The organism is Streptomyces sp. NRRL F-6676, from assembly GCF_000725625.1.
GTDB lineage: Bacteria > Actinomycetota > Actinomycetes > Streptomycetales > Streptomycetaceae > Streptomyces.
This window is the reverse complement of the sequence record NZ_JOHS01000003.1, coordinates 1-24545: the sequence shown is the minus strand read 5'-3', so window position 1 is coordinate 24545 and position 24545 is coordinate 1. Positions and strand designations below refer to the sequence as shown.

23 protein-coding genes are annotated in these 24545 nt (G+C 72.9%); 10 read left to right on the top strand and 13 right to left on the bottom strand.

The features are described from left to right. Positions 1-147: 147 nt before the first annotated feature. The gene (locus tag IO29_RS03465) at positions 148-1797 is read left to right on the top strand and encodes a phospho-sugar mutase (protein ID WP_030382229.1); all 1650 of its coding nucleotides are present in this window, start codon (positions 148-150) and stop codon (positions 1795-1797) included. Positions 1798-1918: 121 nt separating this feature from the next. Here IO29_RS03465 and IO29_RS03460 read toward each other — a convergent pair whose 3' ends face one another. From IO29_RS03460 to IO29_RS03435, 6 genes are all read right to left on the bottom strand, one after another. Continuing rightward, complete coding sequence (locus IO29_RS03460) at positions 1919-4453, bottom strand: ABC transporter permease (protein WP_030382230.1); 2535 nt, start codon at positions 4451-4453, stop codon at positions 1919-1921. Beyond that, a complete protein-coding gene (locus tag IO29_RS03455; protein ID WP_030382231.1) occupies positions 4450-5331 on the bottom strand; it encodes an ABC transporter ATP-binding protein in 882 nt (293 codons plus the stop codon). Before IO29_RS03455 ends, IO29_RS03460 begins: the two co-directional genes overlap by 4 nt. A 134-nt stretch (positions 5332-5465) precedes the next feature. Beyond that, the gene (locus tag IO29_RS03450; protein ID WP_030382232.1) at positions 5466-6140 is read right to left on the bottom strand and encodes a response regulator; all 675 of its coding nucleotides are present in this window, start codon (positions 6138-6140) and stop codon (positions 5466-5468) included. After that, entirely contained in the window at positions 6137-7381 is a 1245-nt protein-coding gene (locus IO29_RS03445) for a sensor histidine kinase (protein WP_030382233.1), read from the bottom strand. Before IO29_RS03445 ends, IO29_RS03450 begins: the two co-directional genes overlap by 4 nt. A gap of 37 nt (positions 7382-7418) precedes the next feature. Next, entirely contained in the window at positions 7419-8135 is a 717-nt protein-coding gene (locus tag IO29_RS03440) for a PH domain-containing protein (RefSeq protein WP_030382234.1), read from the bottom strand. Between the two features lie 91 nt (positions 8136-8226). Then, complete coding sequence (locus IO29_RS03435) at positions 8227-9417, bottom strand: serine hydrolase domain-containing protein (RefSeq protein WP_030382235.1); 1191 nt, start codon at positions 9415-9417, stop codon at positions 8227-8229. 199 nt (positions 9418-9616) lie between these two features. Here IO29_RS03435 and deoC point away from each other — a divergent pair, with 199 nt between their 5' ends. From deoC to IO29_RS03420, 3 genes are read left to right on the top strand one after another with little or no spacing between them, the layout of a single operon-like run. Beyond that, on the top strand, positions 9617-10570 hold the full coding sequence (gene deoC / locus IO29_RS03430) for a deoxyribose-phosphate aldolase (RefSeq protein ID WP_030382236.1): 954 nt from the start codon (positions 9617-9619) through the stop codon (positions 10568-10570). 12 nt (positions 10571-10582) lie between these two features. Further along, entirely contained in the window at positions 10583-12028 is a 1446-nt protein-coding gene (locus tag IO29_RS03425) for an aldehyde dehydrogenase family protein (RefSeq protein ID WP_030382237.1), read from the top strand. Beyond that, positions 12021-12908: an aldehyde dehydrogenase family protein gene (locus tag IO29_RS03420; RefSeq protein ID WP_030382238.1), complete on the top strand. Its 888-nt coding sequence runs from the start codon at positions 12021-12023 to the stop codon at positions 12906-12908. Before IO29_RS03425 ends, IO29_RS03420 begins: the two co-directional genes overlap by 8 nt. Before the next feature lie 290 nt (positions 12909-13198). Here IO29_RS03420 and IO29_RS03415 read toward each other — a convergent pair whose 3' ends face one another. Together IO29_RS03415 and IO29_RS03410 are read right to left on the bottom strand one after the other, a co-directional pair. Continuing rightward, the gene (locus IO29_RS03415) at positions 13199-13405 is read right to left on the bottom strand and encodes a hypothetical protein (RefSeq protein ID WP_030382239.1); all 207 of its coding nucleotides are present in this window, start codon (positions 13403-13405) and stop codon (positions 13199-13201) included. Further along, positions 13406-13684 carry a hypothetical protein gene (locus tag IO29_RS03410; protein WP_234307646.1) on the bottom strand — a complete coding sequence of 93 codons (279 nt, stop codon included), beginning with the start codon at positions 13682-13684 and terminating at the stop codon, positions 13406-13408. 222 nt (positions 13685-13906) lie between these two features. Between IO29_RS03410 and IO29_RS03405 the strand changes: the two genes are divergently transcribed. After that, complete coding sequence (locus tag IO29_RS03405; RefSeq protein ID WP_030382241.1) at positions 13907-14755, top strand: DUF5753 domain-containing protein; 849 nt, start codon at positions 13907-13909, stop codon at positions 14753-14755. After that, positions 14734-14943 carry a DUF397 domain-containing protein gene (locus IO29_RS03400; RefSeq protein ID WP_030382242.1) on the top strand — a complete coding sequence of 70 codons (210 nt, stop codon included), beginning with the start codon at positions 14734-14736 and terminating at the stop codon, positions 14941-14943. Before IO29_RS03405 ends, IO29_RS03400 begins: the two co-directional genes overlap by 22 nt. Before the next feature lie 12 nt (positions 14944-14955). Here the strand turns inward: IO29_RS03400 and IO29_RS39235 are convergent, their stop codons facing one another. From IO29_RS39235 to IO29_RS03385, 4 genes are all read right to left on the bottom strand, one after another. Next, positions 14956-15177 (bottom strand): hypothetical protein, encoded by a 222-nt coding sequence (locus tag IO29_RS39235; protein WP_234307647.1) that lies wholly within the window; start codon positions 15175-15177, stop codon positions 14956-14958. Positions 15178-15227: 50 nt separating this feature from the next. Next, positions 15228-16394, bottom strand: a complete 1167-nt coding sequence (locus IO29_RS03395) for a hypothetical protein (protein WP_234307648.1) — start codon at positions 16392-16394, stop codon at positions 15228-15230. Between the two features lie 90 nt (positions 16395-16484). Continuing rightward, the gene (locus IO29_RS03390) at positions 16485-18512 is read right to left on the bottom strand and encodes a bifunctional serine/threonine-protein kinase/glutamate ABC transporter substrate-binding protein (RefSeq protein WP_030382243.1); all 2028 of its coding nucleotides are present in this window, start codon (positions 18510-18512) and stop codon (positions 16485-16487) included. Positions 18513-18732: 220 nt separating this feature from the next. After that, positions 18733-19149 (bottom strand): hypothetical protein, encoded by a 417-nt coding sequence (locus IO29_RS03385; protein ID WP_030382244.1) that lies wholly within the window; start codon positions 19147-19149, stop codon positions 18733-18735. A 139-nt stretch (positions 19150-19288) separates the two neighbouring features. Here IO29_RS03385 and IO29_RS03380 point away from each other — a divergent pair, with 139 nt between their 5' ends. After that, a complete protein-coding gene (locus IO29_RS03380; RefSeq protein WP_234307649.1) occupies positions 19289-19921 on the top strand; it encodes a nucleoside/nucleotide kinase family protein in 633 nt (210 codons plus the stop codon). 292 nt (positions 19922-20213) lie between these two features. Here IO29_RS03380 and IO29_RS03375 read toward each other — a convergent pair whose 3' ends face one another. Further along, on the bottom strand, positions 20214-20933 hold the full coding sequence (locus tag IO29_RS03375) for a SigE family RNA polymerase sigma factor (RefSeq protein ID WP_030382246.1): 720 nt from the start codon (positions 20931-20933) through the stop codon (positions 20214-20216). A 260-nt stretch (positions 20934-21193) separates the two neighbouring features. On the opposite strand from IO29_RS03375, the gene afsQ1 reads away from it, so the two are divergent. The 3 genes from afsQ1 (at position 21194) to IO29_RS03360 (ending at position 24224) form a co-directional block, all read left to right on the top strand. Beyond that, positions 21194-21871 carry a two-component system response regulator AfsQ1 gene (afsQ1, locus tag IO29_RS03370; protein WP_033225464.1) on the top strand — a complete coding sequence of 226 codons (678 nt, stop codon included), beginning with the start codon at positions 21194-21196 and terminating at the stop codon, positions 21869-21871. Between the two features lie 170 nt (positions 21872-22041). Continuing rightward, positions 22042-23571 carry a sensor histidine kinase gene (locus IO29_RS03365; protein ID WP_051707580.1) on the top strand — a complete coding sequence of 510 codons (1530 nt, stop codon included), beginning with the start codon at positions 22042-22044 and terminating at the stop codon, positions 23569-23571. Continuing rightward, positions 23568-24224 (top strand): hypothetical protein, encoded by a 657-nt coding sequence (locus tag IO29_RS03360; RefSeq protein WP_234307650.1) that lies wholly within the window; start codon positions 23568-23570, stop codon positions 24222-24224. Before IO29_RS03365 ends, IO29_RS03360 begins: the two co-directional genes overlap by 4 nt. Positions 24225-24545: the final 321 nt, after the last annotated feature.

The window sequence follows — 24545 nt, the reverse complement described above, 5'->3', positions numbered from 1 at the left end:
CCCACCCGCACCCGCCCCACGACACCGGCCACCCGAACTCCGAGGCGTCGGGTTCGAAGGGGCGGAGCCCCTGGGGGACGGGAAGGGTAGGGGTGGCGGGGGCGAAACCCCCCAGGCACCCCCCACCACAACGAGAGAGGCTGACCCGTGCACGACGATCTCCTCGCCAAGGCCAAGGCCTGGCTCGCGGAGGACCCCGACCCGGACACCCGCGAGGAACTCGCCGCCCTCCTCGAAACCCCCGACCTCCCCGAACTCACCGCCCGCTTCTCCGGCACCCTCCAGTTCGGCACCGCCGGCCTGCGGGGCGAACTCGGCGCCGGTCCCCAGCGCATGAACCGCTCCGTCGTCATCCGCGCCGCCGCCGGTCTCGCCGCGTACCTGAAGAAGAACGGCACTCCGCACGGCGCCGGGCAGGACGCCGGCCTTGTCGTCATCGGCTACGACGCCCGCCACAAGTCCGCCGACTTCGCCCGCGACACCGCCGCAGTGATGACCGGCGCGGGCCTGCGCGCGGCGGTGCTCCCCCGCCCGCTGCCCACCCCCGTCCTCGCCTTCGCCATCCGCCACCTCGGCGCGGTGGCCGGCGTGGAGGTCACCGCGAGCCACAACCCGCCCCGGGACAACGGCTACAAGGTGTACCTGGGGGACGGTTCGCAGATCGTGCCGCCCGCGGACGCGGAGATCGCCGCCGAGATCGACGCGATCGCCGCCCTGGCGGACGTCCCCCGCCCGGACTCCGGCTGGGAGATCCTCGACGACTCCGTCCTCGACGCCTATCTCGCCCGTACGGACGCCGTCCTCGCCCCCGGCTCGCCGCGCACCGCCCGTACCGTCTACACGGCGATGCACGGCGTCGGCAAGGACACGCTGCTCGCCGCGTTCGCGCGGGCCGGCTTCCCCGAGCCGGTGCTCGTCGCGGAACAGGCGGAGCCGGACCCGGACTTCCCGACCGTCGCCTTCCCCAACCCGGAGGAGCCGGGCGCGATGGACCTGGCGTTCGCGACGGCACGGGAGGCCGGCCCCGACCTGATCATCGCCAACGACCCGGACGCCGACCGGTGCGCCGCCGCCGTGCGGGACGGCGGCGCGTGGCGGATGCTGCGCGGCGACGAGGTCGGTGCGCTGCTCGCCGCGCATCTGGTCCGGCGCGGGGCGGCCGGCACGTTCGCGGAGTCGATCGTCTCCTCCTCCCTCCTCGGCCGGATCGCCGAGTCGGCGGGACTGGGCTACGAGGAGACCCTCACCGGCTTCAAGTGGATCGCCCGCGTCGAGGGCCTGCGGTACGGCTACGAGGAGGCACTCGGCTACTGCGTCGACCCGGACGGGGTCCGCGACAAGGACGGCATCACGGCGGCACTGCTGCTGACCGAACTCGCGTCCGGCCTGAAGTCCGAGGGACGCACCCTGCTCGACCTCCTCGACGATCTCGCCGTCGAGCACGGCCTGCACGCGACGGACCAGTTGTCGGTACGGGTGGACGACCTGTCCGTCATCGCCGACGCGATGCGCCGTCTGCGCGAGCACCCGCCGGCCCGGCTCGCGGGCCTCGCGGTGACCGCCGCGGAGGATCTGACCCGCGGCACCGACCGGCTCCCCCCGACGGACGGTCTGCGCTACACCCTGGACGGCGCCCGGGTCATCGTCCGCCCGAGCGGGACGGAACCCAAGCTGAAGTGCTACCTGGAGGTCGTCGTCCCGGTCGCCTCCCGGGACGGCCTGCGGCCGGCGCGGGAGCGGGCGGGGGCGCTGCTGGCGGCGCTGAAGAGGGACGTGTCGGAGGCGGCGGGCCTCTGAGCGCCCCGAGGGGGCGGTCCGTTCCTCGCGTGCGGGCACGACGCGGTCGCTCGTGCCCGCACGGCCGAGCCGCGGATCCGGTACGGCCCCGGCGCGCCCCTGACCGGGGCGCGCCGTCCGGTCATGACCAGCGGCGGAGTACCGCACGGGCCGGGAGGGTGACCGCGAGGAGGGCCAGGCCGCCGGCGGCGACCGCGAAGGAGCCGAACAGCAGCGGGGGCACGTACGGGGCGTCGCCGGTGACGCCGCTCATCATCGGAACGAGCGTGGCCGTGGCGATCGCGGAGCCGAGGACCAGGCCCACCACCGCCACCAGCAGGCCCTCCCAGCGGAGCATCGTCATCACCTGGCGCCGGGTGGAGCCGACGAGGCGCAGGGTGCCCAGTTCGCGGCGGCGGTCCAGGACCGTCATCACCAGGGTGTTGACGGCGGCGACGGCCGCGAAGCCGCCGAGGACCGCGGCCATGGTGTTGTTCAGCCAGGCCCCCGTCTTCGCGTCCAGGCTCTGCTCGGTGGCGAAGCCGGAGACGTCGGTGACCTCGCCCAGGGCGGCGAGCGACTTCTCCGAGCCGCCCCGTACCAGCAGCGTGCTGTCGAAGGCCGAGGTGACGTGCCCGTCCAGGGACGCCCGGTCCATGGTCACCGTGGCCAGGCCGAGACCGCGGCCGTAGACGGCGACGATCTCGGGGCTGACCTCGGTGCCGTCGGGGAGGTAGAGCGGGAGCCGGTCGCCGACGCCGGCGTCCGCCGAGTCCGCGAGGGTCCGGTCGATGGCGATGCGGCCCTCGCCGAGCCGGTCGAGGCTGCCGTCGCGCACGTCCAGGTCCTCGACCTCCGCGAGTTCGGCGCCGGAGCCGGTGACGCCCTGGGTCGCGGCGCCCAGGAGCGACTTGAACTCGCCGGAGCCGGTCGGCACCAGCACCTGCGTGTTCAGCAGTCCGACGGCCGTGCGGACGCCCGGTGCGCGGTCGGCGCGGGCGACCGTGTCGACCGGGAGGCCGGCCGGGTCCGTCACCACGTGGTCCGCGGTGATGCCCGCGCGCAGCTGCTTGTCGGCGGCGTGGTTCTGGCTCGTGTTCATGAACACGAGGGTCGAGGAGAACGCCACGGCGAGCGCGATCGGGGTGATCGCGGAGGCGAGACGGCGGGCGTTGGCGCGGGAGTTGGCGGCCGCGAGCCCGGCGGCCGGGCCGGCGGAGCGCAGCGGGAGGCCGAACAGGCCCGCGCACAGCCGCGCCACCAGCGGGCCGAGCAACCCGACGGCGAGCATGAAGCACATGACGACACCGAGGGCGGCGCCGGCCGCGTCGTCCCCGGCGGAGCTGGCGGACACACCGGTGAGGACCGCGCCACCGACGAGGGCGACGACGCCGAGGGCGGTACGGACCACGCCGGGCCGCAGCCGCTCCACCGACGCCTCGGACAGGGCCTGCCCCGGCTTGATCCTCGCGGGCCGCCGCCCGGCCGCCCAGCCGGCGCCGAGCGCGGTGAGCAGCCCCATGACGACGGCGGCGAGCAGCGGGAACCCGGAGACGTGCAGCTCCACGCTGTGCGGGACCGCGCCGCGGTCCTGCAACTGCCCGAACCACCAGTGGGCGAGCCCGATGCCGGGCAGGCAGCCGACGATCCCGGCGAGCGGCGCGACGAGCAGTGCCTCGGAGGCGACGGCGCGGCGGATCTGCCGCGGGGTGGCCCCGATGGCGCGCAGCAGGGCGAACTCGCGGGCCCGCTGCCCGACCGAGAGCGCGACGGTCCCGGCGGCGGTGAAGACCGCGACGATCGCGGCGATGCCGCCGAAGGAGCCGCCGATCCCGAAGAGCGTCACCTTGGCGTACCCGAGGCCGGGGTCCTCGACGCCACCGCGGTCGTCGCCGGTGTTGATCTGGACACCGGAGCCGGCCAGGGCATGCCGCACGGCGTCGGCGAGGGCGTCGGTGTCCGTGCCGTGCTCGGCCAGTACGGCCACGGCGTCGACGGTGCCGGGGTGCCCGGCGAGCGTGCCGGCCCGGTCGTCGGCGAACCAGGCCAGGGGGCCGGGGTCGCGGGCGGTGTCCCCGGGTCCGGCCTGGGCGACGCCGGCGACGCGGAAGTCCTGCCGGCCGGCGGCGGTCTCCAGGACCACGGTGTCGCCGACGGCGGCGTGCGCGGCGCGGGCGGTGCCCGCGTCGAGCACGACCTCGCCCGCGCCGGGCGCGGAACCGCTGCTCAGCGCGGTGCCGGTGAAGGCGTGCGAGCCCCATCCGTGCGCGGTGAGCACCCCGCCCGGTACGCGCAGGTCGCGCGCGCCGGAGCCCGCGCCGTCGTGCGCCGTGCGCACCGGGAAGGTGAAGTCGGCGACGGCCGCGGCCACGCCCGGTGCCTTGGCGGCCTTCGCCGCCAGGGCGGCGTCCATCCGTGCCGTGTCCGGCAGCGGTGTCGCCTCCCTCTCCTCGTCCTCGCCGCTGCCGGTGACGACGTACTCGTTCTGGTCCGCGGCCGCGACGACCGGCGCGTTCGCGTAGCGCTCCGGCGGCACCGAGGCGCGCAGGCTGGTCTCGAGCAGGATTCCGCAGGTCGAGACGATCAGTGCGGACATCAGCAGCGCGAGGAAGGTCCCCGCGAAGGACGCGGGCTTGAAGCGGACGGCCTCACGGGCGAGTCCGTTGGGGCGCTTCATACGGTCACCTCCACCGGCGCGCCCGTGCGCGAGGCACGGGAGGTGAGCACAGCCATCCGTGCCGCGATCTGCTCCGCCGAACCGCGTTCGATGCGGTCGGCGAAGGCGCCGTCGGCGAGGAACAGCACGCGGTCGGCCCAGGAGGCCGCCATCGGGTCGTGGGTGACCATGACGACCGTGGCGCCGAGGGAGTCCACGGCGTTGCGCAGCAGGCCGAGGACCTCGGCGGCGGTGCCGGTGTCGAGGGCGCCGGTGGGTTCGTCCGCGAAGATCACGTCGGGTCCGGTGACCAGGGCGCGGGCGACGGCCACACGCTGCTGCTGACCGCCGGAGAGCTCTCCGGGCCGGCGCCGCGCCTTGTCGGCGAGCCCGACCCGGGCGAGCACCTCCTCGGCCAGGTGCCGGTCCTGGCGCTGTCCGGCCAGGCGCATGGGGAGCAGCACGTTCTGCTCCACGGTCAGCGACGGCAGCAGGTTGAACGCCTGGAAGACGAAGCCGAGGCGGCTGCGGCGCAGTTCGGTGAGCTCGTTCTCCTTCATGCCGGTGATCTCCGTGCCGCCGAGGCGCACGGACCCCGACGTCGGCCGGTCGAGCCCGGCGGCGCACTGGAGGAAGGTGGACTTCCCCGATCCGGAGGGGCCCATGACCGCGGTGAACGTGCCGCGCGGCAGTCCCAGGTCGATGCCGGCGAGGGCGTGCACGGCGCCCGCCCCGCGCCCGTACTGCCGCCGGACGTCGCGCAGTTCGACGGCGAGGCCGGGCGTGGCGGCCGGCGCTTCGGTCCGGCTGCCGGCCTCGCGCGGGTTGTCCGCCGCCGGCCGGCTGTCCACCTCCGGCCCGCTGTCCGCCTTCTGCCGCTTGCCCTTGCGTAGCCTCATGTCCCGTCTCTCCCTCGTCCGCGATTCCCGTGACGGGTGAAGAGTGCGGGGACGGCTGTGCCCCGGGCGTCATACCGGGGAGCCAATGCGGACCCCCTACCGCGGTAGGGGGTGGAGGAGGGGCGGGGGCTCTCCTACCCGCCCGGGGCCACCAGCCCCGACTCGTAGGCGAAGACCACCGCCTGGGCCCGGTCGCGCAGGTCGAGCTTGGTGAGGACGCGGCTGACGTGCGTCTTCACCGTCTGTTCGGCCAGCACCAGGGTCTGCGCGATCTCCCCGTTCGACTGGCCGCGGGCCACCAGGGTGAGGACCTCGGTCTCGCGTTCGGTCAGCCCCTTGAGCCGCTGCGCGGGCCTGCCCCGGGCGGCGGGGCGCTGCTGGGCGAAGTCCGCGATGAGGCGGCGCGTCACGGAGGGGGCGAGCAGCGCGTCGCCCGAGGCCACGACGCGGACCGCCGCGATGAGGTCGGCCGGCGGCGCGTCCTTCAGCAGGAAGCCGCTCGCGCCGGCCCGCAGCGCCTCGTACACGTAGTCGTCGACGTCGAAGGTGGTGAGCATCAGGACGCGCGGCCGGTGGGTCACCCCCGGCGACGGCGTGAGCAGCCGGCGGGTGGCCTCCAGGCCGTCCATCTCGGGCATCCGCACGTCCATCAGGACGACGTCGGGGTGCGTACGCCGGCTCAGCTCGACGCCCTGCGCGCCGTCGGGGGCCTCGCCCACCACGTCGATGTCGCTCTGGGCGGCGAGCAGGGCGGCGAACCCGGCCCGCACCATGGCCTGGTCGTCGACGATGATCACGCGGGTCGTCACGTGGGGTCCTTTTCGGTGAGCGGAAGTCGTGCCGCGACGCGGAAGCCGCCGTCCGGCAGCGGCCCCACGTCGAGGGTGCCGCCGACGAGCCGCACCCGTTCGCGCATGCCGACGAGACCGTGCCCGGTGCCACTCGTCTCCAGCGGCGCGGCGGGCGGTGTCGGCGGCGGGCCGTTGACGACGAGGACGGTGAGCCACGCGCCCTCCCCCGGATCGGACTCCGCCACCGACAGCGACACCCGCGTGCGCGCGCCCGGCGCATGCCGCACGACGTTCGCGAGGGACTCCTGGACGATCCGGTAGGCGGACAGGCCCACGGCCTCGGGCACGTCGACCTCGACGTCGCAGGGGCTGAACTCCACCGGTCCGCGGGCCCTCGCCGTCGCCTCCACCAGCTGCCCGACCTGCGCCAGTCCGGGCTGGGGCACGAGCTCGCCCTGCGACTCCTCGTTGCGCAGCACACCGAGGAGCCTGCGCATCTCGCCGAGCGACTCGCGCGCGGTTCCCGCGATGGACGTGAACTCCTCGCGCACGTCCTGCGGCAGCCTCTCGAGGCGGTACTCCGCGGTGTTCGCCTGCACCGTGATGACGGACATGTGGTGTGCCACCACGTCGTGCAGCTCGCGGGCGATCCGGGCGCGTTCCTCCAGCAGCGTCCGCCGGCCGCGCTCGGCCTCGCTGATCGTCTCCTGCTCGGCCAGCCTGCGCTGCACCTCGGACCGCTCACGGAGCACCCCGCCCAGCAGGAGCGCGACGCCCCCGAGGATGGTGAGCAGCAGCTCCCTGGCGCCGTAGCCGTGGGGTGCGGCGAACCCCAGGCCCACGTTCGCGCCCGCCGTGGCCAGCCACACGAGGACCAGCGTCCGGCGCCGCTCGCGCAGGCCCAGGGCGAGGCAGAGACCGACGTACCCGACGATCCCCGTGGGCGGGAACGGCCACAGCAGCCGCTCCGGGAAGTCGACGGCGAGCAGCGCGAGCGCCCCGGCCACGTCCGCGGCGAACACCACGTACCAGGCGAGGAGCGGCCGTACGACGGCGAGCAGCAGCGGCGCGGCCTGCGCGACGGCCAGCGCGGCGGCGACACCCCCATTCAGACCGTAGTCGGCGGTGAGGACCACGATGGTCGTGGGCAGCAGCGCGACGCACAGCACGAACGCCACACCCCACGGCAGCAGCCGCACCCACCTGTGGGAAGCCCCTGCGAACAGCGCGCGGGGGCCTTCCTCCTGCGCTGAGGTCATGGGCACAGCCTATGTGTCGCGGAAGGACGCCCGGGGGTCAGCCCGTCGCCAGGAGGACGGCGAAGACGATCAGGCCCGCGGCCACCGGACCGAGCACCTCGTACGCCCACCGCACACTCGGCTCCCCCTGCGCCGCCTCGGCCCCGCCCCGCCGCTCGGCGAACTCCTTCAGGTCGTCCATGATCTGGTCCGTCTGCGCCCGCACGGGCCCCTCGGTGCCGGCCCCGGCCCCGGCCCCCCGGCCGCCGAAGCCGCCTCCCAGGCCGCCGAGCATCCCGCCCCGCCGGCCGGGGCCGCCCCGGCCGACGCCGGCCCCGCCGATCCCCTCCGCCGTCTGCCGCGCCTCGTGCCGCGCCGCCCGCTTCCGCCCGCGCAGCGACACCGGCACCGCCCACAGCTGGTACTTCGTCCCGCTGGTCGCGACCACCTCGTTGGAGTAGCCGGAGCGCAGCGAGGCCACCGAGCCCCACGGCAGCACGATCACCCGGAACGGGTTGCGCACGCGCAGCCGGTCGTCGTTCACGAAGACGGCCGGACGCAGCGTGAACGCGCTCACCAGCGGCACGATCACGATCATCGCCGCCAGCGCCAGCCACGGCGTACGGCCCTTGCCGACGACCAGCGCGTCGATGCCGAGCCACGCCACCAGGGCGAGCAGCACCACCCCGCCGGCGATGCCGGCCGAGGAGCGGTGGACCCGGTCGGGGCGGGAAGACGGCTCGGGGGCGGGCGGCTGGGTCTCGGGGGACGTCATGCCGTCGATTCTGCCCGACGGCCCCGTCGGACCCGTACGCGGAGGGAGGAGCGGCCGGGGGCCGTGGTCCGCCGGGCGTGCCGCCCCGCGGCTACCCGCGCCCTTCCGCCGCGCACAGCTGCTCGTCGATCACGGCGTTCGCGGCCGGCGTCGTGTCGTCGTCGCCGTCCCCCGTCGCCGCCACGACGACCACATGGCGGCCGTCCGCGCTGAACCCGTTGCGGGTCGTGTAGCCGAAGAGGTCACCGCCGTGGCTGTAGTAGCTGCCGCCGCAGCTCAGCGGCACCTTCATCAGGCCGAGGCCGTACCGCGCCCCGGGCCAGGCGGGGTCCAGTTCCCTGGCCCGTACGGTCGTCTCCATCTCGGCGAGCTGGGCCGGCTTCAGCAGGCGGCCCTTCATCAGCGCCGAGTAGAACGTCGTCAGGTCGGCCGTGTCGCTGATCATGCCGCCGGCCGAACCGGCGGCGCTCGGGTTCATCACGCTGACGTCGATCGGCGTCCGGCCCTCCGCGGCGAAGGCGGAGTACCCCTTGAGGTGCGGGCCCTTCATGTAGGGGTCGGTGTACGGGGCCGAGGTGCGGTGCAGCCCCAGCGGCCGGACGATGCGGCGGGTCACCTCGTGCTGCCAGCTGTGGCCGGTCACCTTCTCGATGATCATGCCGGCGAGGGTGTAGTTGGTGTTGGAGTAGCTCCAGCCCTTCCCCGGAGCGAAGTTCGGGGCGTGCTTCATCGCGATGGTGACGAGCTGGTCGTCCGTCCAGCTGCGCAGGCGCCCCTTCTGGAAGGCGTCGATGTCGGTGAGGACGGGGAAGTCCGCCGTGAAGTCGAACAGGCCGCTGGTGTGGTTGAGCAGCTGCCGGACGGTGATCCGGCTGCCGTCGTTGCCATTGCCCGCGACCACGCCCGGCAGCAGGTCCTCGACGGTGTCGTCGAGCGAGAGGCGCCCCTCGCCGACCAGTTGCAGGACGACCGTGGAGACGAAGGTCTTGGTGGAGCTGGCGATGCGGAAGGTGTCGCCGGGCCGGGCGGGACGGCCGGTCTCCTCGTCGGCGACCCCGGCGGTGGCGGTGCGGGAGCCGCGCGGGCCGGTCGAGCGGACGACGACGCCGACGGTGCCGGTGTCGTGCACCGCGTCCGCCCCGCGCTGGAGGGACGGGGCGGGGGTGTGCGCCGCCGCCACGGCGGGCGTGACGAGCCCGGCGCCGGCGGCCAGGGCGGCCGCGAGGGCGGTGACAGCGATGCGGGAGGTGCGGGGGGTGCGGGGGGTGGTCTCGGTCGCCATGGTCTGGCAGCTCCTCGGGGTCGAAGGACCCGGCTCGGTCCGAAGTGCCCACCAACCTAGGAACCAGGGGGTGTTGGGCACGATGAGGGCTGCATGACAATCCCGGGTACAGCCTGCACCACCACCTCCGGGCGGCCGTAGGCGCCGCCCCCGGGGCTGTACAACCCGCTACGCGCGTAGATATGCTCGGACGGTGACCATGCCCACCACTGCACCACACGCTCTCAGCGACGTCACCGCGTCCGACGGGACGCTGCGCCGCTTCCTGCACGGGCTGCCCGGCGTCGACACGGTCGGCCTGGAGGCACGCGCCGCGTCGCTCGGCACCCGGTCCATCAAGACGACGGCGAAGGCGTACGCCATCGACCTCGCCATCTCGATGGTCGACCTGACGACGCTGGAAGGCGCGGACACCCCCGGCAAGGTCCGGTCGCTCGGCGCGAAGGCGGTCCGCCCCGACCCGACCGACCGCACCACGCCCGCCACGGCCGCGGTCTGCGTCTACCCCGACATGGTGGCCACCGCGAAGGCGGCCGTCGCCGGTTCCGGGGTCAAGGTCGCCTCCGTCGCCACCGCCTTCCCGGCCGGCCGCGCCCCCCTCGCCGTCAAGCTGGCGGACGTCCGCGAGGCCGTCGCCGCCGGGGCGGACGAGATCGACATGGTCATCGACCGGGGCGCGTTCCTCGCCGGGAACTACGCGAAGGTGTTCGAGGAGATCACCGCCGTGAAGGAGGTCTGCGGGACGGCCGCCCGGCTGAAGGTCATCTTCGAGACCGGCGAGCTGTCGACGTACGACAACATCCGCCGCGCGAGCTGGCTCGGGATGCTGGCCGGTGCGGACTTCATCAAGACCTCGACGGGCAAGGTCGCCGTCAACGCGACCCCCGCGAACACCCTCCTGATGCTGGAGGCCGTGCGCGACTTCCGCGCGCAGACGGGTGTCCAGGTCGGCGTGAAGCCGGCCGGCGGCATCCGCACCAGCAAGGACGCGATCAAGTTCCTGGTCCTGGTCAACGAGACCGCGGGCGAGGACTGGCTGGACAACCACTGGTTCCGCTTCGGCGCCTCCTCGCTGCTCAACGACCTGCTGATGCAGCGCCAGAAGCTGGCCACCGGCCGCTACTCCGGCCCCGACTACGTGACGGTGGACTGACACCCCATGACCATGGAAAAGCAGGCTCCTGTTTTCGAGTACGCCCCGGCGCCCGAGTCCCGCGCGGTCGTCGACATCGCCCCGTCCTACGGCCTGTTCATCGACGGGGAGTTCACCGAGGCGGCCGACGGCAAGGTCTTCAAGACCCTCTCCCCCGCCACCGAGGAGGTCCTCTCCGAGGTCGCGGAGGCCACCGAACGGGACGTCGACCGCGCGGTCGGCGCCGCCCGCAAGGCGTTCGAGAAGTGGTCGGCGCTGCCCGGCTCCGAGCGCGCCAAGTACCTTTTCCGCATCGCCCGGATCATCCAGGAGCGCAGCCGCGAGCTGGCCGTCCTGGAGACCCTGGACAACGGCAAGCCGATCCGCGAGACCCGCGACGCCGACCTCCCCCTCGTCGCCGCGCACTTCTTCTACTACGCGGGCTGGGCGGACAAGCTCGGCCACGCCGGGTTCGGTGCCGATCCGAGGCCCCTCGGCGTGGCGGGCCAGGTCATCCCCTGGAACTTCCCCCTCCTGATGCTGGCGTGGAAGATCGCCCCGGCGCTGGCGACGGGCAACACGGTGGTGCTGAAACCCGCCGAGACGACGCCCCTCTCCGCCCTGTTCTTCGCGGACATCTGCCGTCAGGCCGGGCTCCCCAAGGGCGTCGTCAACATCCTCACCGGTGACGGCCGCGCCGGAGCGGCGCTGGTCGCCCACCCGGACGTGAACAAGGTGGCGTTCACCGGGTCCACGGCCGTCGGCAAGGAGATCGCCCGCACGGTCGCGGGCACCGCCAAGAAGCTCACGCTGGAGCTGGGCGGCAAGGGCGCCAACATCGTCTTCGACGACGCACCCGTGGACCAGGCGGTGGAGGGGATCGTCACCGGGATCTTCTTCAACCAGGGCCAGGTGTGCTGCGCGGGCAGCCGGTTGCTGGTCCAGGAGTCGATCCACGACGAGCTGCTCGACTCCCTCAAGCGCAGGCTCTCCACGCTGCGCCTGGGCGACCCGCTGGACAAGAACACGGACATCGGCGCCATCAACTCCGCCGAGCAGCTGGCCCGCATCACCGCGCTCGCCGACCAGGGCGAGGCGGAGGGCGCCGAGCGCTGGTCCCCGGCCTGCGAACTGCCCTCCTCCGGCTACTGGTTCGCCCCGACGCTCTTCACGAGCGTCACCCAGGCGCACACCATCGCCCGCGACGAGATCTTCGGCCCGGTGCTCTCCGTCCTCACCTTCCGCACGCCGGACGAGGCCGTCGCCAAGGCCAACAACACGCCGTACGGCCTGTCGGCGGGCATCTGGACGGAGAAGGGCTCGCGCATCCTGGCGGTCGCGAACAAGCTGCGTGCGGGTGTCGTCTGGTCCAACACGTTCAACAAGTTCGACCCGACGTCGCCGTTCGGCGGCTACAAGGAGTCGGGCTTCGGCCGCGAGGGCGGCCGCCACGGCCTGGAGGCGTACCTCGATGTCTGACCGACTCAGCGTGCTGAAGACCTACAAGCTGTACGTCGGGGGCAAGTTCCCGCGTTCCGAGAGCGGCCGGGTGTACGAGGTGAGCGACGCGAAGGGCAAGTGGCTGGCGAACACCCCCCTGGCCTCCCGCAAGGACGCCCGGGACGCGGTGGTCGCCGCGCGCAAGGCGTTCGGCGGCTGGTCCGGCGCGACGGCGTACAACAGGGGCCAGATCCTGTACCGGATCGCGGAGATGCTGGAGGGCCGCCGCGACCAGTACGTCCGTGAGGTCGCCGAGGCGGAGGGCCTGTCGAAGTCGAAGGCGGCCGAGCGGGTGGACGCGGCCATCGACCGCTGGGTCTGGTACGCGGGCTGGACCGACAAGATCGCCCAGGTGGTCGGCGGCGGCAACCCGGTCGCGGGCCCGTTCTTCAACCTGTCCTCCCCGGAGCCGACGGGCGTGGTGGCGGTCCTCGCCCCGCAGGAGTCGTCCTTCCTGGGCCTGGTCTCGGTACTGGCCCCGGCGATCGCGACGGGCAACACGGCGGTCGTGGTGGCGTCGGAGAAGGCCCCGCTCCCCGCCCTCTCCCTGGGCGAGGTCCTGGCCACGTCCGACCTGCCCGGCGGCGTCGTCAACATCCTCTCCGGCCGCACGGCGGAGATCGCGGCACCGCTCGCCGCCCACCAGGACGTCAACGCGATCGACCTCGCGGGCGCGGACGAGTCCCTGGCCAAGGAACTGGAGATCGCCGCGGCCGACAACCTCAAGCGCGTCCTGCGTCCACAGCCTGTGGACGACTGGTCCGCGACGCCCGGCACGGACCGCATGACGGCGTTCCTGGAGACCAAGACGGTCTGGCACCCGACGGGAGCGCTGGGCGCGTCGGGGTCGTCGTACTGACCCTCTCGCACCGTTGGCAACGGCCCCGCCCTGTACGAGATCGTCGCGACCGGCGAGATCCTCGTACAGGGCGACCGCGAGACCGATCCCGGGCACCTGGCCGAGTCGAGACCTTCGGCTCCGACCCTGCCAACCCCTGGCAGGCGGCCGTCCGCCGGCAGACGCGGGCCGGCGTGCCGACGCCCTGTCAGATCCGTGCTGGCGCCTGACATCACGCCGTGTCTACCGGCCAGTTCCGGGCGCAGGTACCGTCGAGCAGGCGAGCGCCACCGGCTACCCGCAGAGGCCGCCTATGCCCCACTCGCCGCTCTCCGACCGGTCTGGAGGGCAACGGCGAGCGCGCGGGCCGTGGTCGCGTTGCAGCGGCCCAGGTCGATCAATGCGAGCGGGGCGGACCCGGCGCACGAAACGGCGTCGAGTCCGAGGGACGGCAGCGTCACCCCCGCCGCCCTGAGCGCGTCGCGCAGTTCCTCGCATGCCTGTTCGGCGTCTTCCACCTAGAGAACCTCCCCCCGGCTACGGGCGTTGGCGCGTGCCACCCGTGCCCACATCAGGGCCTCCGCCCGGTCACGGACGTTCAGCAGCGGCTGCACGTCGCGGGGCAACGCCGTCCATTCCGTCCCGCCGCCTTCGGGGCGCAGCCACACGAAGCCGTCCTGGTGGTCCATGACGATCCCGCGCTTCTCCCGCCGCGTGTCGTGCGCGAGCCGGCCGACGGGGAGCCGGGCCATCTCCGGGGAGGCAAGGGGGGCCTCCTGCCGCTTGTCACTGTTCACGCCCCCAGCGTCATGGCGGGCGCCTTCGGCCGACCAGGGTGACGGTGTTCCGAACCGGGTTGCGGAACAGCCGCCACCTGCCGCTTCTCACCATTCGCGCTCAGACTGTCACCGAGCGCGACTACCGTCGGTGGAGCGCCCGTTCCGCTCGGCACCACGGAACGGCACACCGACACGGCACACGGCACACGGCACACGGCACACGGCAAGGGAGCACCGACCATGACCCAGCCCTCCCGGGACCTCGAACCCGCCCACTCCGCCCGCGACCTGTACGGCGTCGAGCTGCGTCGTCAACGGCGCCTGCTCGGCCTGTCGTTGGACCGGATGTCGGACATCGTCAACTACAGCAAGACCCACCTGCACGGAGTGGAGACGGGGGAACGGCTCCCCCTGCCACCCCTCTCGGAGAAGCTCGATGTGGCTTTCGGGACGGGGGAGTTGTTCCAGGGGCTGTGGGGGGCGGTGAAGCGGGAGTACACGCCGAGGCGGTTCGATCATTGTCTGGAGTTGGAGGCGAGCGCGGTGCGGATTCAGGAGTTCGGGGCGAGTGTCATTCCGGGGCTGCTTCAGACGTCGGCATATATGCGCGCGCTGTTCGTCAAGGGCGACCCGGGGATGAGCCCGAGCGCGATCGAAGCCTTGGTGGCGGCTCGCCTGGGCCGTCAGGAAGTCATGCGGGGTGACAACCCGCCTGACATCTGGTGGATTCTCGGCGAGGCAACCCTGCGACAGGCCATTGGTGGCTCGGAGGTCATGCGGGAGCAACTCGCGACGCTGCTGCCGTTGGTGGAAGCGCGCCACACCACGCTCCAGGTCGTCCCGTTCACGGCAGGAGCATGCACCCTGATGAACGGCACACTCATTTTGCTCACCCTGCCGGACAACTCCACCACCGTGTACCAGGAAGGCCCTCGGAACGGCGAGACCTTCGACGACCAGGAGACCGTCAGGCAGCGGGTGCGAGAGTACGATTTGATGAAGGCTAGTGCCCTCCCACCGAGGGAGTCAGCGGCATTGATCGAAGCGACGATGGAGACGTACCAGCCATGCGAGTCACCCCTGACCTGAACACCGCCCGCTGGCGCAAGTCCTCCTATAGCGGAAACCAGCAGGGGGATGCCTGCGTGGAGGTCTGTGACGACTTCCCCGACACCGTCCCCGTCCGTGACAGCAAGGACACGACCGGCCCCGTCCTGTTGTTGAACGCCGCCGCCTGGCAGCCGTTCGTCGACGGCGTCAAGGACGCTTCTCTGTAGTTCCCCCGGGCATCAACCCGAGGCCAGCTGTTCCGCTATCTCGCTGATCCAGCCCGCGGTCTTCGCCGGGTCGTCGAGGGTGCGCGCCCAGTCCTCGGGCTCCAGCTTGTGGTCGCCGGGGCCCGCTTTGAGGGCGATGAGGAGGGCCCTCGCGGACTCCCTCATCTCGGGCGTCGTGTCGCCGCTGCCGGGGACGCCGGGGCCCGCCGCCAGGGCGTAGATCTCGCGCGCCATGGCCTGGCGTTCGCCCTTCGAGACCTTCTTCCAGAATGTCAGGGCGTGCTTCAGCGAGTCGCCGCGGGATGCGGCCTCCGGGGTCTCGCCCTCAGGCGCCCAGCGCTCGGGGTGGCGTTTCTCCTCGTAGCGCTTGGTGGCGGCGCGGAGCGCCTTGTACAGGGTGACGCCGAAGACGAGGGAGGCGCCGCCCGCGGCGAGGCCCCACCCGGTTTTTCCGCCTCCCCCTCCCACTGCTTCTCCGTGCGCTGGATGGTCTCGGCGGTGTCGCGGACGACACGCATCGCCTCCCAGGCGGCGTCGACGGCCTCGGCGACGAACTCCAGCTGCCCCTGGCCCTCGTCCCAGTAGGCGTCCAGCGCGACGTACGCCTCCGCCGCGGCCCATCCGGCCTGCTCGTACGCCTCGTTCAGCCGGGTCAGCGCGGCCGGCTGGACGAGGCGGGGGTCCTTGAGCTCCTTCACCCTCTTGTACTTGCGAGCCGCTCCCCCGATCCGGAAGGCCGCCCGTACGCCCTTGATCGCGCCGATGGAAGCGCTGGCGACACCGCTCACCTCGGACGCCATCGCGGCGTCCGCCGCCTTCTGGACCTTGGTCGCCTCCTTGGCGATGGCGGCGCTGTAGCTCGCCGAACCGGCGGCGCCGACGACCGCGTCGGTCCCCTTGGTCCGGGCCTTCTTGTGTGCCGTGTGGTACTTGGCCCCGGACTCGTGCGTCCTGGCGTCCTTCATGTTCTTGTACGCGTCCATGCCGCTGGCCACGGTGCCGACGGCCTCCGTGAGGAGGTTCTCCGACGCGGCGGAGGCCCCCGAGACGGCGGCGGAGTGCTTGAGGCCCTCGTCGGCCGTGGCGGCGGCCTCCTGGGTGAACTTCGCGTTGCCCGGGGTCTGGACGCCCTTGACGAAGGTGTCGATGGAGTCGAGTTTCTTCTTGAACCTGTCCAGGAACCCGGCGATCCGGTCGCGATAGTCCCTTTTCTTCTTCCCCCCGGCGGACGCGTCTCCGTTGTCCGGCGCCTTCCCCTTGTCCGCGCTCCTGGCCCGCTGCACCACCGCGGACGTGGCCCGGTTGCCGGCGCTGGACTGCACCTGGAGGAGGGTGTGCCCCACCGGGTTCCGGTACGGACCGGCGGCCCCGCGCCCTTCCTGACGCTGCCGGACCGGCGCCGGGGATGCCGTGGAACGCCGTGCCGAGGAGCGGTGGGCCGGGGTGCTCATGGACGTACCTCTCCTGCGGCCGGGCGGGGCAGGGAAAAGCTAGCCAGGCACGGTCAACGGGACAGGTACTGCGGGGGAACTCTTCGTCACTCACTCATCCGAGCACGGTCTCAGCTCCGGTCTGCTCGGTGCCGTCTTCCGTCCCGTCAGCGGGGACAGGTCCTTCATGTACGTCGCCGGCCACTCGTCGCCGGCCAGGACCTTCTCGAGCGCCGAGCACACCTTGGTCCGCAGTACGGGGTCGTCCTTGCGCATCGCCACCCCGTAGGGCTCCGTGCCCACGCCGCTGGGCAGCAGTTTCAGCTCCGCGGGATCGTTCTTGGCGTACCCGGCGAGAAGGACGTCGTCCGACGCGACCGCGTACACGCTCGAACTCTTGTCCAACAGCCTTTTCACGCACTCCTTGTAGGTGTCGGGCTGCCACTTCCCCGTGGTGTAGCCCTCCTTCTCCAGCCGGTCCGCGTACGTGGAGTCCCGCGCCGTGCACACGTCGACGTGATTCCTCTTCACGTCGACCGCCTCGTCGAGGTCGTACTTCGCGGATCGCTTGCGTACGAGGAGGCTGGTGCCCGCCTTGTAGTAGGGGCCGACGAATCGGATGCCGTCCCGCTTCTCGCGCTCGGGCGTCATGCTGTACGAGGCGATGACCAGGTCCACCTCCCCGTTCTTCAGCTTGCTCGCCCGGTTGGCCGTGGTGACCCCGTAGAAGTCCACCTGTTCCTTGTCGTAGCCCAGTTCACGGGCGAGGGAATAGGCGATGTCGATGTCGAACCCGCTCCAGGCGTCCGTCTTCTTGTCGTGGAGGCTCAGTCCGGGCTGGTCCTCCTTGGCGCCGATCGTCAGCCTCTTCGTGGCGTTCTTCCACCGCTGCCACGCCTTCTCCGTGCCGCCCCCGGCGGACCCCGCTCCCTGTTGCCCGGCGGCGTCGTCCCGCTGTCCCCCAAAGCCGCCCTGCGAGATCAGCCAGCCTCCCCCGGCCAGCAGGACGACACACGCCGCGGCCGCCGCCACCTTCCAGGCCCGGAACCGGCCGCGGCCCCCGCGCGGCGCCGCCGGCGACGGCTCGGGAGGGACGGTCCCGGAGGAGGAGACGGCGGGTTCCGGCACGGCCGCCGCCGGCGTGGACAGTGCGGCGGGCGGCGTGGGCGGGGCCGTGGGCGGGGGTGCCTGGGTGACGGCCGGGGTGGCGGCCCGGGCGGGGGTGGCGGCCCGGGCCGGGGTCGGCGTGCCCGGGTCCGCGAGGACCTCCCGGAGCATCTCCTCCGCCACGGCCGCGTCCGGGCGCCGGCGCGGGTCCGTGACCAACAGCCCCCGGATGACGGGGCCGAGGGGGCCCGCGTACCGGAGCACGGGGTCGGGGTGCTGCTGGATGTTGGCCTGCACCTCCCAGACCTCGCTCCCGGCGAAGGGCAGACGTCCCTCGACCATCTCGTACAGGGTGACGCCCAACGCCCACAGGTCGGAGGCGGGCGTGGGTCCGGGGGTGTCGGGGGCGAAGAGTTCGGGCGCCAGGTAGGGGGGTGTGCCGATGATCCCGCCGTACCGGGTGACCCGGTCCGCACCCTGGAAGGTGGCGATGCCGAAGTCCACCAGGACCACCTGGCCACCGTCCCGCACCAGCACGTTGCCCGGCTTGACGTCGCGGTGCAGGACCGACGCCTCGTGCACCGCCCGCAGCCCCTGTGCCATCTGGAGCCCGATGGCCGCGGCCCTGGGCACGCCGAGCTCCCCGTCACGGCTCAACAGGTCGGCCAGCGAACGCCCTTCGAGGAGCTTCATGACGATCCAGACCTGGTCGGCGGTCTCGATCTGGTCGTGGACCGTCACCACGTTCTGGTGCTCGATCTTGGCGAGGGCCTCCGCCTCCCGGCGGGCCCGGTGTATCGCGGCCGCCTGCGCGTCCGGGGGCATGGCTCTGCGGTCGAGGAGCCCCTTGACGGCGACGAACCGGCGCAGCCGCCTGTCGTAGGCCTTCCAGACCTCGCCCATGCCCCCGCTGCCGATGGGCTCCACCAGCTCGTAGCGGCCTTCGATCACGGTGCGGGGGGCGGAGTGCGGATCCTCGGGACGTCCGCCGGCGCCGCCGCCGACCCCGTTGACTCCGTCGTCGTTGTGCACGCGGCCCCCTTGCACCTCTTGTGCGGAACGTGGATCACCCCACATTAAACGGCCCTCGGGCGGGCCTGCGGAGTCCACGAGACGAACAAGTACGACGAATTGGTGCGCGGAGGCCGGTACGGCGGACGAGTGCGGCGGGCCCGCTCCCGGGCCGGCCGATGGCCAGTGGGCCGCCGCCTCCGCACGGAGAGCGCGCGCGGCCCGACGGGCACGCCCCGCGTCAGCGCAGTGCGCCCACCGCCTGGCCGACGACCGGGATCGAGCCGACCGACGGGGCCTGGGCGACCGGGCCCGTGAGCATCTGCGAGGTCAACGGGCGGAAGTCGGCGAGCTGGGTGCCGACGCCGTTGTCCAGCGGGTCGACGCCCGTGCCCGCGAGGGGGTTCGGCTTGAGCCCGGCGACCGGGCCGGTGACGTAGCCGACCGTGCCGGTGAGCGCCTGGAGGCCCGCCTGCGGGTCCACCTTGCCGAGGGAGCCGGTGTGGTACGTCCCGTCCACGACGGGGAGCGTCTCCGCCGACGCGGCCGTCGCGCCCGCGCCCACGGCGACGCCCGCGGTCGCGAGGGCGACGAGGACGCGCCGGGTGGTGGCCGGGGTGCGGGAGGGGCGGGGAGTGTGTCGTGCCGGTCGTGCCATGGGTGGTGCCGCCTTCGGTCGCTGGTGCGCTTGCCGCTCGTAATGCATTCGACACGCAGGGTAGTTGAGGTGTGATGTGCGCTCCAACGCCGACCCGCGGGGTCGGCACGGGGCGGGTGATGCGTCAAACTGGTGTCCCGTGAGCCCGCATCCCCCGTCACCCGCCCGCGTCGTGCTGCTCTGCGGCCCCTCCGGCTCGGGCAAGTCCCTCGTCGCCGCCCGCTCCGGGCTTCCCGTCCTCCGTCTGGACGACTTCTACAAGGACGGTGACGACCCCACGCTGCCGCTGGTACCGGGAAGTTCGGACATCGACTGGGACGCCCCCGGCTCCTGGGACCGGGACGCCGCCGTCGCCGCCGTCGCCGAGCTGTGCGCGAGCGGCCGTACGGCGGTGCCGGTGTACGACCTCTCGCTCAGCGCCCGTACCGGCACCGACGAGCTGGACATCGGGCGGACCCCGCTGTTCGTCGCGGAGGGCGTCTTCGCCGCCGAGATCGTGGACCGCTGCCGGGAGCTGGGGCTGCTCGCGGAGGCGCTGTGCCTGACCCGGGGGCCGGTGAAGACGTTCCGCAGGCGGTTCCTGCGCGATCTGCGCGAGGGCCGCAAGTCGGTGCCGTTCCTGCTGCGGCGCGGCTGGCGGCTGATGCGCGCCGAGCGCTCGATCGTCGCCCGCCAGACGGGGCTCGGCGCCCACCCCTGCGACCGCGACGAGGCGCTGAGCCGGATGGCCGCCGCGGCGGTGGGGCGGGTGGCGGGGTCCACGGTGGCGTAGGGGCCACCGCCGCGAGGGCCGCACGCGCGGGAGCGGGGCCTTACACGCGGGAGCGGGCCGTACATGCAGGAGCGGGGCCGGGAGACCCCCCGGCCCCGGCCCCGCTCCTGTGTTTCCCCCGTGGTCCCCGTTCCCCCCGTTCCCCGTTGTCCCCTCCCCCGGGATCCCCGGCACCGCTCCCCGTTTCCCCCGTGGAGCCCCCCGGTACCGTCCCCCGTGATCCCCCGTGATCCCCCGTACTTTCCCCCGTGGCCCCCGTGATCCCCCGTGGACCTCCGGCCGGTGCTCGCTGTCAGGCGACGAGCTCGCCGAAGGACTCCTCCTCGTCACGGCCGAAGCTGAGGACCTCGTCCTCGCGCAGCCGGCGGAGCGACCGCCAGATGCTGGACTTCACCGTGCCGACGCTGATGCCGAGGATGTCCGCGATCTCCGGGTCCGTGCGCCCCTCGTAGTAGCGCAGGACCAGCATGGTGCGCTGGAGTTCCGGCAGCCGGGCGAGCGCCTGCCACAGGACGGCGCGCAGCTCGGTGCCGCGCATCGCGTCCGTGTCGCCGGCGGTCTCCGGCAGCTCCTCGGTCGGGTACTCGTTCAGCTTGCGGCGGCGCCACGCGCTGATGTGCAGATTGGTCATGGTGCGGCGGAGGTAGCCTCCGACCGCCGCCTTGTCGGTGATCCGGTCCCAGGCCCGGAACGTCGAGAACAGCGCGCTCTGGAGCAGGTCCTCGGCCTCGAAGCGGTCACCGGTGAGGTGGTAGGCGGTCGCGTACAGGGAGGCGCGGCGCTCCTCGACGTAGGCGGTGAACTCCGCCTCCGCCGCGGACCGGCGCTCCCCCTGGGCCTCCCCGTACGCGGTTCCCTCCGCCCCCGTGGTGGCGCCGTCCCCCGTTCGGCCGTCGACCACCGCCATCCAGGCGGCGGCGTGCTGACGTCCACGGCCGCGGACCGTGGTCCGGTTGATGTCGTGGAGCCGCGTGACAACCGCGCTTGTCATCGTGCCGTGCAGCGTGTTCATCTCGCGCCCCCCGTCGTGGAGTAACCGGTCCTGCGTCGTGCTCGTTCGATGTCGAAAAGCTTGCCCGGGGCACTTCATCGCCGTGTCCGCCGACTGTCACAGAGCTGTCACAGGGGTCACCGGCGCGGCGGAACATCCGTCACGGAGCAGAGTCGGGCGGCCACGCGGCCGGCCCGGCGGACGGTTCCCCATAGGGGGGAGATGTGTGGGAGCACCCCAACAGTCGCGACCTGTCGGCGCCATGGGTCAGAATGGCCATCGTGCCTTCCCTGTTGCTGATCGAGGACGACGACGCCATCCGTACGGCCCTGGAGCTCTCTTTGACGCGCCAGGGTCACCGGGTGGCCACTGCTGCCACCGGTGAGGACGGTCTGAAACTGCTGCGCGAGCAGCGGCCTGACCTGATCGTGCTGGATGTGATGCTGCCCGGCATCGACGGCTTCGAGGTGTGCCGCCGTGTGCGGCGCACCGACCAGTTGCCGATCATTCTGCTCACCGCGCGCAACGACGACATCGACGTGGTGGTCGGACTGGAGTCCGGCGCCGACGACTACGTCGTCAAACCCGTGCAGGGCCGGGTGCTCGACGCCCGGATCCGCGCGGTGCTGCGCCGCGGCGAACGCGAGTCCAGCGACTCGGCGACGTTCGGTTCGCTGGTGATCGACCGCTCGGCGATGACGGTCACCAAGAACGGCGAGGATCTGCAACTGACGCCCACGGAACTGCGGTTGCTGCTCGAGCTGAGCCGGCGGCCCGGACAGGCGCTGTCCCGGCAGCAGTTGCTGCGGCTCGTGTGGGAGCACGACTACCTGGGCGACTCCCGGCTCGTGGACGCGTGTGTGCAGCGGCTGCGCGCCAAGGTCGAGGACGTGCCGTCGTCCCCGACGCTCATCCGTACGGTGCGTGGCGTGGGTTACCGGCTGGACGCGCCTCAGTGACAGAAGTGGCTCAGGTGACAGGGAAGTCCGCAGCGCGGCAAGGGGACCAGGACATCAAGGGGGCCGAGGGCGTCGAAGGGGCTCCGGGTGCCCAGGGGGCCTCGGGTGCTCCAGGCACCGACGAGGCCCAGGGGGGTCTCCGCGGGTGGTCAGCGGGGCGCCGGCGGAGCGTGTGGTCGCGGATCCGGCTGACCAGCCTCCGGCTGCGTCTGGTCGTGGTGTTCGGCCTGGTCGCGCTGACCGCCGCCGTCTCGGCGTCCGGGATCGCGTACTGGCTCAACCGCGAGGCCGTGCTCACCCGCGCCCAGGACGCCGTACTGCGCGACTTCCAGCAGGAGATGCAGAACAGGGCGAGCGCCCTGCCCACGCATCCCACACAGGAGCAGTTGCAGCACACCGCCGGGCAGATGGCCGCCAGCAGCCAGCGCTTCAGCGTGCTGCTCGTCGCCGAGGACTCCGGCGGCCGTACCGTCACCGGCAACTCGGACCTCGGCTCCTTCACCCTGGAGGACGTGCCGGCCTCGCTGCGCAAGGCGGTCAACCGTCAGCAGCCCGACGCCTCGGGCAAGAAGGCCTCCTACCACCTGTACTGGCAGCGGATCGACCAGGACGGCCGGCCGTATCTCGTCGGCGGCGCCCGGGTGGCCGACGGCGGGCCGGCCGGATACCTGCTCAAGTCCCTGGAGCCGGAGGCCAAGGACCTCAACTCGCTGGCCTGGTCGCTCGGCATCGCCACCGCGCTGGCGCTGGTCGGCGCCGCGCTGCTGGCGCAGGCGGCCGCGACGACCGTGCTCAAGCCGGTGCACCGGCTCGGCATCGCCGCGCGCCGGCTCGGCGAGGGCAAGCTCGACACCCGGCTGCGGGTCTCCGGCACCGACGAACTGGCCGAGCTGTCACGGACGTTCAACCGGACGGCGGAGGCGCTGGAGAAGAAGGTCGCGGACATGAGCTCCCGCGAGGAGGCCTCCCGCCGGTTCGTCGCCGACATGTCGCACGAACTGCGCACCCCGCTGACCGCGATCACGGCGGTGACGGAGGTGCTGGAGGAGGAACTCGACGCCGAGACCGGCAGCGTCGACCCGATGATCGAGCCGGCCGTACGGCTCGTCGTCAGCGAGACCCGGCGGCTGAACGACCTGGTCGAGAACCTGATGGAGGTCACCCGCTTCGACGCCGGCACCGCCCGCCTGGTCCTGGACCACGTGGACATCGCCGACCAGATCACCGCGTGCATCGACGCCCGCGCCTGGCTCGACGCCGTCGAACTGGACGCCGAGCGCGGCATCATGGCCAACCTCGACCCGCGCCGCCTGGACGTCATCCTCGCCAACCTGATCGGCAACGCGCTCAAGCACGGCGGTTCGCCGGTGCGGGTCGCGGTCCGCGTGGAAGGCGCCGACCTGCTGATCCGGGTGCGGGACCACGGGCCCGGCATCCCCGAGGAGGTCCTGCCGCACGTCTTCGACCGCTTCTACAAGGCGAGCGCCTCCCGCCCGCGCTCCGAGGGCAGCGGGCTCGGGCTGTCCATCGCCATGGAGAACGCGCACATCCACCGCGGCGAGATCACCGCGGCCAACTCCCCCGAGGGCGGTGCGGTGTTCACGCTGCGCCTGCCGCGCGACGCCTCCTCGATCCTCGACGACGGCGGGCGCGAGGACGACGCCGAGGGACCCGCGGGTACCGAGGGAGAGGACCGATGAGACGGCACGGACCGGGCGCGTCCCGGCAGCGGCGGCGCCGACGGCAGCGGAGGGCCGCGGGGGCGCTCCTGCTCCCCCTGTTCGCGGCGGTGCTGGCCGGCTGCGGCATCCGCTCCACCCAGGTGCCGACGGACTTCGGCCCGGCGCCCTCGCGGCTGCCGTGCTCGCTGCCGGCGGCGGAGAGCACGGCCTCGGCCGGCCCCGGCATACCCGTGCAGGTGTTCCTCCTGTGCTCGGCACAGCTGGTGGCGGTGGACCGTTCGGTGCGGATACCCGACGGCACGGCGGAGGCGGAGCGGCGGGTCCTGGTGGCACAGGGCCTCCTCGACGAACTCGGGGCGAAGCCGTCGGCGGCGGAGACGGAGGCGGGCTACTCGACGGACGTGCAGCAGGCACTGCGGGTCAGCGGCCCGGACCGCCGCGACCCGGAGAACACGTTCCGCCTGAGCGTCCGTCCGCAGCGCCTGTCCCCGGCCGAACTGGCCCAGATCATCTGCACGTTCGCCGGCTCGGAGGCCACGGCCGCGGACGACGGCACGGTCCTCCTGGGCGGCCCCGGCACCACCTCCCTGAACCGCTACACCTGCACGACAGCCCTACGCACGCACCCGTCGACGGAACCCCCGAACCCCAAGCCGGTCCGGACTCCGTAGGCGCGGCGAGGCCCCGCGCTCTCGCGGGAGCGCCGCGGCCGCGCAGGCCTTGGCACCTCCACCGCGCAAGCGCAACCAACCTCCATCAACGACCCGCACACGACCACCCACCCCAGCCCCCCACCAGGGGCGCGGGGCTGTGACACATGCGGCTCCGCCGCGCGAGCGCGACCAGCCACGAACCCACCCGCACTCCCCCACCCGCCCCGATCCCCCCTCCCCCTCCGGGGGCCCGGGGGCGGGGGGTTGTAACACAGGCGCCCCCCCCGCGCGAGCGCGCCCAGCCACGAACCCCCCCGCACTCCCCCACCCGCCCCGATC